General features: G+C 63.6%; 11 protein-coding genes. 7 read left to right on the top strand and 4 right to left on the bottom strand.

The window, feature by feature from the left end; translation table 11 throughout:
* Positions 1-26: 26 nt before the first annotated feature.
* Together ACIQUF_RS01700 and ACIQUF_RS01705 are read right to left on the bottom strand one after the other, a co-directional pair.
* Entirely contained in the window at positions 27-956 is a 930-nt protein-coding gene (locus ACIQUF_RS01700; RefSeq protein WP_403127424.1) for a DMT family transporter, read from the bottom strand.
* A 293-nt stretch (positions 957-1,249) separates the two neighbouring features.
* Entirely contained in the window at positions 1,250-1,843 is a 594-nt protein-coding gene (locus ACIQUF_RS01705) for a helix-turn-helix domain-containing protein (RefSeq protein WP_403127427.1), read from the bottom strand.
* A 246-nt stretch (positions 1,844-2,089) separates the two neighbouring features.
* Here ACIQUF_RS01705 and glnT point away from each other — a divergent pair, with 246 nt between their 5' ends.
* From glnT to ACIQUF_RS01725, 4 genes are all read left to right on the top strand, one after another.
* Positions 2,090-3,424, top strand: coding sequence for a type III glutamate--ammonia ligase (gene glnT / locus ACIQUF_RS01710; RefSeq protein ID WP_403127430.1), 1,335 nt, complete (start codon positions 2,090-2,092; stop codon positions 3,422-3,424).
* A gap of 65 nt (positions 3,425-3,489) precedes the next feature.
* Positions 3,490-4,395 (top strand): glutamine amidotransferase family protein, encoded by a 906-nt coding sequence (locus tag ACIQUF_RS01715; protein ID WP_403127433.1) that lies wholly within the window; start codon positions 3,490-3,492, stop codon positions 4,393-4,395.
* 25 nt (positions 4,396-4,420) lie between these two features.
* Positions 4,421-5,095: a protein glxC gene (locus tag ACIQUF_RS01720; RefSeq protein WP_403127436.1), complete on the top strand. Its 675-nt coding sequence runs from the start codon at positions 4,421-4,423 to the stop codon at positions 5,093-5,095.
* 14 nt (positions 5,096-5,109) lie between these two features.
* Positions 5,110-6,435 (top strand): FMN-binding glutamate synthase family protein, encoded by a 1,326-nt coding sequence (locus tag ACIQUF_RS01725; protein WP_403127439.1) that lies wholly within the window; start codon positions 5,110-5,112, stop codon positions 6,433-6,435.
* Positions 6,436-6,470: 35 nt separating this feature from the next.
* Here ACIQUF_RS01725 and ACIQUF_RS01730 read toward each other — a convergent pair whose 3' ends face one another.
* Together ACIQUF_RS01730 and ACIQUF_RS01735 are read right to left on the bottom strand one after the other, a co-directional pair.
* On the bottom strand, positions 6,471-7,883 hold the full coding sequence (locus ACIQUF_RS01730) for a purine-cytosine permease family protein (RefSeq protein ID WP_403127442.1): 1,413 nt from the start codon (positions 7,881-7,883) through the stop codon (positions 6,471-6,473).
* A 285-nt stretch (positions 7,884-8,168) separates the two neighbouring features.
* The gene (locus ACIQUF_RS01735) at positions 8,169-8,621 is read right to left on the bottom strand and encodes an Lrp/AsnC family transcriptional regulator (RefSeq protein ID WP_403127445.1); all 453 of its coding nucleotides are present in this window, start codon (positions 8,619-8,621) and stop codon (positions 8,169-8,171) included.
* Positions 8,622-8,731: 110 nt separating this feature from the next.
* Here ACIQUF_RS01735 and ACIQUF_RS01740 point away from each other — a divergent pair, with 110 nt between their 5' ends.
* The 3 genes from ACIQUF_RS01740 to ACIQUF_RS01750 all read left to right on the top strand — a co-directional run bounded on the left by ACIQUF_RS01740 (position 8,732) and on the right by ACIQUF_RS01750 (position 12,275).
* Positions 8,732-9,346, top strand: coding sequence for a LysE family translocator (locus tag ACIQUF_RS01740; protein ID WP_403127447.1), 615 nt, complete (start codon positions 8,732-8,734; stop codon positions 9,344-9,346).
* Positions 9,347-9,407: 61 nt separating this feature from the next.
* Positions 9,408-10,040, top strand: a complete 633-nt coding sequence (locus tag ACIQUF_RS01745; RefSeq protein ID WP_403127448.1) for a LysE family translocator — start codon at positions 9,408-9,410, stop codon at positions 10,038-10,040.
* An 87-nt stretch (positions 10,041-10,127) separates the two neighbouring features.
* A complete protein-coding gene (locus ACIQUF_RS01750) occupies positions 10,128-12,275 on the top strand; it encodes a response regulator (protein WP_403127450.1) in 2,148 nt (715 codons plus the stop codon).
* Positions 12,276-12,279 lie beyond the last annotated feature (4 nt).

A 12,279-nucleotide genomic window follows, 5' to 3' on the forward strand; every position in this document is an offset into this window, starting at 1 on the left:
GCTCCCACAGGGATCCGCCGTGCGAATTAATGTGCACAGCGGCTGGTATCTCCTTGTTCGGCAGGCGCCTTGCGGGCTGCCGCGAGGATAGTTGCCAGCACGATCAGCCCGGCGCCCACCGCCATGCGCAGGCTCGGTTGCTCACCGAACAGCCACCAGGCGCCGAGGATCGCGTACACCGGCTCCAGCGCGATGATCATGCCGGCCGTGCGTGCCTCCAGGCCTTCAAGACTCTTGACGAAGAGGAACTGCGACAGCCCGGTGCAGAACACGCCCAACAGCGCCAGGTTGACCCAGTCGTTGCCGCTCAGGCTGGTGCTGGCCAGGTGGGTGAAGGCGAATGGCGCGACCAGCGCGGCCACCACCACGTTCTGCCAGAAGGCCACCTGCATGGCGTTCATGCTCGACGCATTGCGGCGGTTGGCCACGGTCAGCACGGCGAAGGCCAGGCCCGACCCCAGCCCCCAGAGCAGGCCGACGGTGCCGCTGTCGAGCAGATCGAAGGACGGCACCACCATGACCAGGCCGGCCGTCACCATCAGCAGCAGCAAGCCTTGCACGGCGCCGATGCGCTGGCCGAACACGCCGCGTTCGATCATCGCGATGAAGGCCGGGAAGCTGGCGAAACCCAGGGTGGCCACAGCCACGCCGCCCACTTTGACGGCAATGAAGAAGGTCACCCAATGGGTCGCCAGCAAGGCGCCGGTCAGGCCGAGAATCGGCAGGTTGCGCAAGGTCAGTGCGTCGAGCAGGCGGGTGCCTTTGAGCCCGGCGACGAAACCCAGGGCAATGAAGGCGAAAGTAGCCCGGCCGAAGGTGATGATGCTGGCGTCGGCCTCGATCAGATGACCGAGAATACCGGTCAGGCCGAACAGCACCGCGGCGATGTGGGCAACGAGCAGGGCGTTACGGTGGCCGGTGGCAGCACCGGCTACGGGGATTGAAGTCGCGATCATGGCAGTCAAGTCTTCACAATGTGGCGCGCGCATACACTCCCGGCTGCGCGACGCGGGTCTTTAATTCTGGGAGTTTTATCGTTATGAGCCCGGACGAATTGCCCGGTGCAAAAAGGCGCCACAGCGTTGGAATTGTGAAGCGAGGCTGCTTACTCGCAAATACCGCGTCCACCAGCCCACGGCGCGGGGCTGGTCGATGGGTGTATTCTTTCTGTATACAGCGTTGTGAGGCCGATCACGGGCGACGTGTGCTTGTCTGATCGCGACATCGGTAATTGTCGCGCCGCGCCGCCTTATTCGTCGCCGTAGTTCATGATCGACAGTAGACGGATCGGCACCTGCACCAGCTGCTCCGGGCCGTGTGGGGTTTCGCCATCGAAGGTCAGGCTGTCGCCGGCCTGCATGCGGTAGAGCTGGTTGCCGTGGCGGTACACCAATTCCCCTTCCAACAAATGCAGGAACTCCGTACCGGGGTGGGCGAAGGTCGGAAACTCCTCGCTGGCATCGTCCATGCTCACCATGTACGCCTCGAAATTCTTCTTCGGCCCCCTGGCGTGATTGAGCAAGTGGTAGGTATGGCCTTTCTCGGTGCCGCGGCGCACCACTTCCAGTCCTTCACCGGCCTTGACCAGCAGTGCATTGCCATCGGGCTGGTCATATTGGCTAAACAGCTTGGCCATGGGCATGCCCAGCACGTCGCACAGGCGGCTGAGGGTGTCGAGGCTGGTGGACACCTGAGCGTTCTCGATCTTGCTCAGCATGCCTTGGCTGATGCCGGCGATGCGCGCGACATCCGCAAGCTTGAGGGACTGCGCCTGGCGTTGGCGCTTGATCTGCAGGCCCAGGTATTGCTCCAGGCGAAGGCGCGGTTCGGTTTCGGTTGGCATCGAATGTCCTGCACGGTTTCAGTTCAAGAATAAAGATTTCGCACTGGGAAAGTGCGAAGAGCAGCTGCGATGGCTGCTTCTTTCCTCAGATGAAAACAAGTTTCCCATATCTACACGCCCCTGTGGGAGCGGCTTTAGCCGCGAATGGGACACCGCTGGCGCATGTTGGCAAGCGCATTGCATTCCTATAAGGAAAGTAAGTTTCCCATGCGGAATTAGTGCCCCTCACCCAGGAGTGTTCAACCCATGTTGCCAGCAGAAACCCAGCGCACCCTCGACCAGTACGGCATCAAGTACGTGCTGGCGCAATTCGTCGATATCCATGGCTCGGCGAAAACCAAGTCGGTGCCGGTCTCGGGCCTGAAGATGGTGGCCGAGGAGGGGGCCGGTTTCGCCGGATTCGCCATCTGCGGTATGGGTATGGAGCCGCACGGCCCGGACTTCATGGCCCGCGGCGACCTGTCCACCTTGATTCCAGTGCCTTGGCAGCCCGGTTACGGGCGCGTGGTGTGTGTCGGCCATGTCAACGGCCAGCCCTGGCCCTTCGACAGCCGCTATGTGCTGCAACAGCAAGTGCAGCGCCTGGCCGACAAGGGCTGGACCCTGAACACAGGCCTTGAGCCCGAGTTCAGCCTGTTCCGCCGTGACGAATTGGGCAAGCTTCAGCTAGTGGACGCCTCCGACAACCTCGACAAACCGTGCTACGACTACAAGGGCCTGTCACGCTCGCGGCTGTTCCTCGAACGCCTGACCGAGGCCCTGCAACCGGTCGGCTTCGACATCTATCAGATCGACCATGAGGACGCCAACGGCCAGTTCGAGATCAACTACACCTACAGCGACGCCATGGAGTCCGCTGACCGCTTCACCTTCTTCCGCATGGCGGCGGGTGAAATCGCCAACGACCTGGGCATGATCTGCTCGTTCATGCCCAAGCCCGACCCCAAGCGCGCCGGCAATGGCATGCACTTCCATCTGTCGTTGGCCAGCAACACTAACAAGAACCTGTTCCACGACCCCACCGACAGCAGCGGCATGGGCCTGTCCAAGCTGGCCTATCACTTCGCCGCAGGCCTGTTGGCCCACGGCCCGGCGCTGTGTGCGTTCGCCGCACCGACGGTCAACTCGTACAAACGCCTGGTGGTCGGCCGCTCGCTGTCCGGCGCCACCTGGGCACCGGCCTTCGTCGCCTACGGCGCCAACAATCGCTCGGCGATGGTGCGTATCCCCTATGGCCGCCTGGAGTTCCGTCTGCCGGATGCCGGCTGCAACCCGTACCTGGTCACCGCCGCGATCATCGCCGCCGGCCTCGATGGCATCGACCGCCAGTTGGACCCTGGCGAGATGTGCAACGAAAACCTCTACAACCTGAGCCTGGAAGAAATCGCCGCACGCGGCATCAAGACCTTGCCGCAGTCGCTGAAGGAAGCCGCCGACGCGTTGGAAGCCGACCCACTGTTCCGCGAGGTACTCGGCGCCGAGATCGTCGACGAGTTCATCAAGCTCAAGCGCATGGAGTGGGTGGAGTACTGCCGCCACGTCTCCGACTGGGAAATCCAGCGCTACACCGAGTTCTTCTGACCGCCCCCATCCCCTGGGTGGCCAGCACGACAACGGTCGCCCACTGCCTAGTAAGGAGCAACACCATGTGTGGAATCGTAGGTCTTTATTTGAAAAAACCTGAGCTGGAGGCCCAGCTTGGCGAGCTTTTCGAGCCCATGCTCGAAGCCATGACCGACCGTGGCCCGGACAGCGCCGGCTTCGCTATCTATGGCGACGAAGTGGCCGATGGCTGGGTCAAGCTGACCCTGCAGGCCACTGATATCAATTACCCCTGGGCCGAGCTGATGGGCCAGCTGGAAGGGCGCTTGGGCTGTTCGCTGGACTGGTTCCAAAACGCCAGCGCCGTCGTGCTCAAGGTGAACACCAGCGAAGCAGCTGCGCGGGACGCTGTTAACCAAATGGCGCCAGAGGTGCGCATCATGAGCGCCGGTCAGAGCATCGAAATCCTCAAAGGCATGGGCTTGCCGGCGGAAATTTCCAGCCGCTTCGGCCTGGCTGGCATGAAGGGCAGCCACATCATCGGCCACACCCGCATGGCCACCGAGAGTGCCGTAACCCTGGAAGGCAGCCACCCATTCTCCACCGGCGCCGACCTGTGCCTGGTGCACAACGGCTCGCTGTCCAACCACTTCCGCCTGCGTCAGGCGCTCAAGCGCGAAGGCATCAGCTTCGAAACCGACAACGACACTGAGGTGGCGGCCGGCTACCTGGCCTGGCGCCTGCAGCAGGGCGATAGCCTGGCCCAGGCGTTGGATGGTGCGCTGCAGGACCTGGATGGCTTCTACACCTTCGCCATTGGTACCCGCAACGGCTTTGCCGTGATCCGCGACCCGATCGCCTGCAAGCCGGCGGTGCTCGCCGAAACCGACGACTACGTGGCCATGGCTTCCGAATACCAGGCCCTGGCCAGCCTGCCGGGCATCGACAAGGCCAAGGTCTGGGAACCGGCACCGGCCACCTTGTACGTCTGGGAGCGCGAAAGCGCCTGACACCGCCGAATCACTGGAGACCTTCATGAAAACGATCGACCTTTCCAGCGCCTCGGTGCGCGAACTCAACCAGGCCTTGCATGGCGATGTGCAGGACCACGAATGGCGTGTTACCCACCCGGACGGCAAGCACAACCTGGCGGTGGGCATCAATCAGGCGGTGTCGGTGGATATCGACGGCCACGCCGGCTACTACTGCGCCGGCATGAATCAGCAGGCCAGCGTCACTGTGCATGGCAACGTCGGCGTGGGTGTGGCCGAGAACATGATGTCCGGCATTGTCCGGGTCAAAGGCAGCGCCTCCCAGGCCGCTGGTGCCACCGCCCATGGCGGGCTGCTGGTGATCGAGGGCGATGCCGGAGCGCGCTGCGGCATTTCGATGAAGGGCGTGGACATCGTGGTTGGCGGCAGCATCGGCCACATGAGCTGCTTCATGGGCCAGGCCGGGCGCCTGGTAGTCTGCGGCGATGCCGGGGATGCGCTGGGCGATTCGTTGTACGAGGTGCGCATCTACGTCAAAGGCACGGTGCAGTCGCTGGGCTCGGACTGCATCGAAAAAGAAATGCGCGCCGAACATTTGCAAGAGCTGCAGGCGCTGCTGAACGACGCGGGCCTTGAACACAAGGCCGCCGATTTCAAACGCTACGGCTCGGCCCGCCAGCTGTACAACTTCAAAGTCGACAACGCCAGCGCGTACTGATCAGGAGCATCCCCATGAGCGAGCAATTCCCCCCGGTACTGCGTGAGTCGGCCACCTTCGACCGGCTGACCATCCAGGAAATCCAACGTGCCGCCGAAACCGGCATCTACGACATCCGCGGCGGCGGTACCAAGCGCCGCGTGCCGCACTTCGACGACCTGCTGCTGCTCGGTGCCAGCGTGTCGCGCTACCCGCTGGAAGGCTACCGCGAAAAGTGCGGCACCGACGTGGTGCTCGGCACCCGCTTTGCCAAAAAGCCGATCCACCTGAAAATTCCGGTGACCATTGCCGGGATGAGCTTCGGTGCGCTGTCGGCCAATGCCAAGGAAGCCCTGGGCCGTGGCGCGACCATTGCCGGCACCAGCACCACCACTGGCGACGGCGGCATGACCCCGGAGGAGCGTGGCCAGTCCCAGCACTTGGTGTATCAGTATCTGCCGTCACGCTACGGCATGAACCCTGACGACCTGCGCAAGGCCGATGCCATCGAGATCGTCCTAGGTCAGGGCGCCAAGCCGGGTGGCGGCGGCATGCTGCTGGGCATGAAAGTCACCGAGCGTGTCGCCGGCATGCGCACCCTGCCGATTGGCGTCGACCAGCGCAGTGCCTGCCGTCACCCGGACTGGACCGGGCCGGACGACCTGGCGATCAAGATTGCCGAGCTGCGTGAGATCACCGACTGGGAAAAGCCTATCTACGTGAAGATCGGCGCCAGCCGTCCTTATTACGACGTCAAACTGGCGGTCAAGGCCGGTGCCGACGTCATCGTGCTCGACGGCATGCAGGGCGGTACTGCGGCGACCCAGGAAGTGTTCATCGAACATGTGGGCATTCCGATCTTGCCCGCCATCCCCCAGGCCGTGCAGGCGCTGCAGGAGATGGGCATGCACCGCAAGGTGCAGCTGATCGTCTCAGGCGGCATCCGCAACGGCGCCGATGTGGCCAAGGCCATGGCCCTGGGTGCCGATGCCGTGGCCATCGGCACCGCCGCGCTGATCGCTCTGGGCGACAACCACCCGCGGCTGGACAGCGAGTTGAAGAAGATCGGCTCGGCGGCTGGCTTCTACGACGACTGGCAGAACGGCCGCGACCCGGCCGGTATCACCACCCAGGACCCGGAATTGGCCAAACGCTTGAATCCGGAAGAAGCGGGGCGCCGCCTGGCCAACTACCTGCGAGTATTGGTGTTGGAAGCGCAGACCATGGCCCGCGCTTGCGGCAAGTCGCACTTGCACAACCTTGATCCCGAGGACCTGGTGGCGCTGACCGTGGAGGCGGCTGCGATGGCCAGGGTGCCATTGGCTGGGACCGCTTGGGTGCCGGGTCAAACCCAGTACTGATGCAATAAGTGGGGCTGCAAAGCAGCCCCGGTTTTTCAGGCTGCAGTCGCCAGCTTGGCACTGCTCTGCCGACGACGATACGCGCTGTCACGGCTAGCCAGCCACCAGTACAGCGGCGAAGTGATCACCAGCCCCACCAACCACGATAGGTCAGCCCCGTTGATGTGTTCGGAAATCGGCCCGACATACAGCGGCGTATTCATGAACGGGATCTGCACCACGATCCCTACGGCGTAAGCAATCAGCGCCTGTGGGTTGTAACGCCCATAGATCCCGCCATCGACCTTGAAAATCGACTGGATGTCGTAGTCGCCCTTGTGGATCACGTAGAAGTCGATCAGGTTGATCGCTGTCCACGGCACCAGTACCACCAGCAGCACCAGCACCATGTCGACGAAATGGCCGATGAAGTCTGCCGAGGCAAATACCGCCACCACGCTGCAGCCCGCCAGCACGATCAGCGACAGCACTGCGCGGCTCTTAGCGGTGGGGATCCAGCGGTAAGCGAAGGTCTGGATCAAGGTGATGATCGACAGCACCGCACCATACAGGTTGAGGGCGTTGTGGCTGATCACGCTGAGCAGGAACAGCACCAGCATGACCGGGCCGAGGGTGCCGGTGGCCAGCTTGACTGCGTCCATAGTGTCCATGCCGGCCGGAATCGCCAGCACCGCTACGGCGCCGAAGATGAACGACAGGCTAGAACCCAGGGCAGACCCGAGGTAGGTGGTCCAGAAGGTCGAGCTGACTTTCACGTCGGCCGGCAGATAGCGCGAGTAGTCCGACACGTAGGGGGCGAAGGCAATCTGCCACAGCGCCGCCAGCGACACCGTGGCCAGCCAACCGGCCAGGTTGAAGCCGCCACGGGTCAGGAAGTCGTCGCTCTGCACATGGCTGAAGATGTAGCCAAAGCCGACCACGATGCCGATGCCCAGCACCCAAGTGCCGATACGGTTGAGTACGTGGATGAAGCGGTAGCCGATGATGCCGATGATCCCTGAACCCAGCGCGCCGATGACGATACCGACCGGTACCGGCACGGCGTCGACCACGCCATGCAGCGACTTACCGGCGAGGACGATGTTGGAGGCGAAGAAGCCGATGTACATGACCCCGGCGATCACCACCACCAGCAGCGCCCCGAGCGAGCCGAACTGGGCGCGGCTCTGGATCATCTGCGGGATGCCCATTTGTGGCCCTTGGGCCGAGTGCAGCGCCATCAGCACCCCACCGACCAAATGGCCGACCAGAATGGCGACGATGCCCCACACCAGGTTCAGGTGAAACAGCTGCACGCCGAGTGCGCCGGTGACGATGGGTAGCGGCGCGATGTTGCCGCCGAACCACAGGGTGAACAGATCCCTAACCTTTCCATGGCGGTCTTGCGGGGGCACGTAGCCGATCGTGTGTTTTTCTATGAGGGGTGCCGAATTGGCTGCACTGGTCATGACTGACTCCAAGGCAAGGCTGGGCATCGGGTGCTGCCCGGGTGCGTGCCGGCGAAGGGCGACGCGTTCTTGTTGGAGCGATGATGCGGGGTGCGGGGGGAACGAGAAATTAGTAAATATGTGCCCATAAACCTTAAAAAACCTAAGGCCGACAAAAGGTTAAGGGACGAGTGGTAGCAAAGAGCGGGCCACCGGGCTGCAAGGCCCGGGCTTGGCGTGTTCGAGTGGGTACCCCGCCGAACGGATGTGTCGTGATGGTGCGGGGTGCTCGATTGAAGTGCAGGCTTACATGGGCAACAGGCGGTCCTGGATCACCTCTTTCATCACCAGCGTCGAGCTCAGGCGTTTCACATTGGGAATGCTGGTCAGTTGCTCGTCATACAGCTTCTGGAACGCCGGCAAGTCCTTTGCCACCACATGCAGCAGGTAGTCCGGGTCGCCGAACAGCCGCTGCGCTTCAACGATCTGCGGTATCTCGCCCAGCGCCGCCTCGAAATCCGCCACCGGCTGGCGGGTGACTTCACGCAGGGTGACGAACACCAGCGCGGCGAAGTTCAGCCCCAGCGCCGCTGGAGCCAGGCGCGCGTGGTAACCGAGGATGGCGCCGGCCTCTTCCAGCGCCTTCAGTCGCCGATGGCAGGGCGACAGGCTGAGGCCCACGCGGTCGGCGAGTTCGGTGACCGAGAGGCGACCATCTTTTTGCAGTTCGGCAAGGATCTTGCGGTCGGTTCTGTCCATTGGGAAGAATCTTCTAATATTCGATGATAATTGGGAAATATACGAAAGATAATCCCCCGTTGGAATCCGTACGCTTTCTTCATCCCGAAATCGTGTGAAGGAAGACTCAAGTGGCAATCAGTGTGCTGACGGCGTTCTGGGCCGTGTCGTTGCTGTTCGTGATCACCCCCGGTGCCGATTGGGCTTATGCCATCTCAGCCGGCATGCGCGGGCGCTGGGTGATGCCGGCGGTGGCGGGCATGTTGTCCGGGCATTTCCTGGCCACCCTGGTGGTGGCGGCGGGGGTAGGCAGCCTGCTGGCCGGGCATCCGCTGGCGCTGATGCTGCTGACCCTGGCGGGCTGCATTTACCTGCTGTGGCTGGGCGGCAACCTGTTGCTCAGCCCGGCGGTGCCGGAAGTCGGGCAGGGCGGTGCGGGCGATAGCGGCTCGCGCTGGGCATTCAAGGGCTTTTGCGTGAGTGGGCTCAACCCCAAAGTGTTTCTGCTGTTCCTGGCCTTGCTGCCGCAGTTCACCGACCCGCAGTCGAGCTGGCCGGTGCCGCTGCAGATCCTGCTGCTGGGGTTGGTGCACCTGTGCAGTTCGCTGGTGATCTATTCGCTGGTGGGCTACGGCGCCAAAGCCGTGTTGAGTACCCGGCCGGGGGCGGCGAAGGTGGTCGGGCGGGTGTCGGGGCTGGCGATGATCGTGGTGGCTGGAGTATTGATCGCCGAGCAGTTTGCTTGATGCATAGGGCTCATTCGCGGATACACTTGGCGTTCCTCACCCCCTGACAGCGAACTGCCACATGCCCGAAACCACCCAGCTGTTGACCTTCGCCCTGATCTGCCTGGGCATGGTCCTGACTCCCGGCCCGAACATGATCTACCTGATCTCCCGCTCGATCTGCCAGGGCCGCCAGGCCGGGTTGATTTCGCTCGGCGGTGTGGCCCTGGGGTTCGTCATCTACATGTGCAGTGCCGCGTTGGGCATCACGGCACTGATGATGGCGGTGCCGTTCGCCTATGACGCGCTGCGTATCGGCGGCGCGCTGTACTTGCTGTACCTGGCCTGGCAAGCCCTGCGCCCCGGCGGCCGTTCGCCGTTTCAGCTGCGCGACCTGCCAGCGGACAGCCCGCGACGGCTGTTCGGCATGGGACTGGCCACCAGTCTGCTCAACCCCAAGATCGCCGTCATGTACCTCTCGCTGATGCCCCAGTTCATCGTGCCAGGACACGGCAGTGTGCTGACCCAGTCGCTGGTGCTGGGTTCGACGCAGATCGCGATCAGTGTCACGGTCAATGCACTGATCGCGGTGATGGCGGGGTCCATTGCCGTGTTCCTCGCCGGGCGCCCCGTATGGCAGCAGGTTCAGCGCTGGCTGATGGGCACCGTGCTAGCCGGCCTGGCCCTGCGCATGCTGGCCGAAGGACGCCGTTGATCGACCGCTGAAATCCTGTGGAACGAACCGTTGATTGCACATCTCCTATCCTCAGATGGATGGCAATGTGGCCGGGACTTCCCAGACATGAACGTGTTTCAGCAACCCGATAACCAGAATCCGCCACTGCACTTTCTGCTCAACGGTGGCGCCATCGGCAGCCTGCTGCAATCGATGGACTGGCACGATTCGCCGCTCGGCCCGCCCGCGGCCTGGTCGCCGCACCTGCAGGCGGTGATGGCCACCTTGCTGCCGGCCCAGGCGCAGTTCGTGCTGTTCTGGGGGGCGGATTATGTGGCGCTTTATAATGATGCCTATGCGCCGACCATCGGTACCAAGCATCCCCAGGCCCTGGGCCGCCCCGGCAAGGAAAACTGGCGTGAGCTGTGGGACGACCTGGAGCCCTTGCTGCGTGGTGTGCGCGAGACTGGCCAGACGTTCTCGGCCAAGGATCGCCCCTTTTACATAGAACGTCGCGGCGTGGGTGAGACCGTATACTTCGACGTGTCCTATTCCGCCGTGCGCGAGGCTGATGGCAGCGTCGGTGGCGTGCTCTGCCTGGTCACCGAAACCACGGAGCGAGTGCGCTTCCAGCGGCGTCAGGCGTTTCTGCTGGAGCTCGGCCGGACCTTGCCGGGGCTGGGGGAGGCAGACCGCATAGAGGCCTATGCGGTATGTCGCCTGGCCCAGCATCTTGGCGCGGCGCAGGTGTATTTCGGTGAAGACCAGGGCGACGGCTTAGGCTTCAAGGTGGCGTGCGAATGGGCCGAGCGCGTGCCTTCGATGGTTGGCCTGCACCGTTATGCGACTTACGGACCCTCCCTGCGTGAGCAGCTGGCAGTGGGGCAGGTGGTACAGCAGGTTTCAGGCAGCGGCCAGCGCACCACGCTGCATGTGCCGGTACTGCGCGCAGGTCGGCTGGAAGCGATGCTTGCTGTGCACTTTCACACGCCGCATCCGTGCGTCGAAGACGAAAGCACGCTGGTGGAAGACGCTGCCAAGCAAGCATGGGCCGCCATTACCCACGCCCGCGCGGAGCGTGCCTTGCACCTGCTCAACGAAAGCTTGGAGGAGCGCGTGGCGGCCGCATTGGCCGAACGTGAGGCGGCGCTGCTGCAACTGCACGAAGCGCACAAACTGGAGATGATCGGGCAGTTGACCGGTGGTATTGCCCATGACCTCAACAACATGCTCACGCCGATCATCGCGTCATTCGAGCTGATGCGCAGGCACCCCCAGTCCGAGCGCGCCCCGCGCCTGATCGACGGCGGTCTGCAGGCCGCCGAACGGGCGCGCAACCTGGTCGGGCGCTTGCTTAGTTTCGCCCGCCGTCAGACCCTGAAGCCCCAGGCCGTGGCGCTGGCCGCTTTGGTGGAGGACATGCGCGAGTTGATGGCGCGCTCGCTTGGCCCGACCCTCGCCGTGCAGGTGCAGATCGACCCGGCGTTACCCGCGGTGGTGGTCGACCCGCACCAACTGGAGCTGGCGGTGCTCAACCTGGTGGTCAATGCCCGTGACGCCATGGTCGACGGCGGTGCGCTGAGCATTGCCGCCGGTCTCGATGCCGATGGGCCTCCCCGACCGGTGGGGTTGGCTGCGGGGCGGATGGTCTGGCTGCAGGTGCGCGACAGTGGTAGCGGCATGAGCGAGGAACAACTGCGCCGCTGCATCGAGCCGTTCTACTCCACCAAGGGCGTAGGCAAAGGCACCGGCCTTGGTTTGCCAATGGTGCAGGGCCTGGCCGTGCAGTCGGGCGGTGGTTTCGAGATCAGTTCGCATCAGGGCGAGGGAACTATCGCCACCTTGTGGCTGCCAGCCAGCGATGTCCCGGCGGTCTGCCGCGACTGTGGGATGGCCGACGTGCCGCTGGCCGACCGTGCCAGCCGGGTATTGCTGGTGGATGACGAAGCCATCGTGCGCCATGCCACAGCGCTGCAATTGCGCGATCTGGGCTACGAGGTGACCGAGGCCGCCAGCGCCGCGGCAGCGCTGCAGCTGGTGGAGCAGGGCTGGCTGCCGGACGTTCTGGTGACCGACCACGTCATGGCCGAGATGACCGGCGTTCGTTTCGCCCAGCTTATGCGCGAGCGCCAGGCTGACCTGCCGGTGTTGATCATCACCGGCTACGCCAACCTGACACCCCGGGAGCTCAAGGGCTTCGAGGTGTTGCGCAAGCCCTACCGTCGCGCCGAGCTGGCGCAGAGTGTGGCGAGCTTGCTGGCGAACCCGCGTTAAACGG

The sequence above is a fragment of the Pseudomonas sp. NPDC090233 genome (assembly GCF_044772285.1).
Taxonomy (GTDB): domain Bacteria; phylum Pseudomonadota; class Gammaproteobacteria; order Pseudomonadales; family Pseudomonadaceae; genus Aquipseudomonas.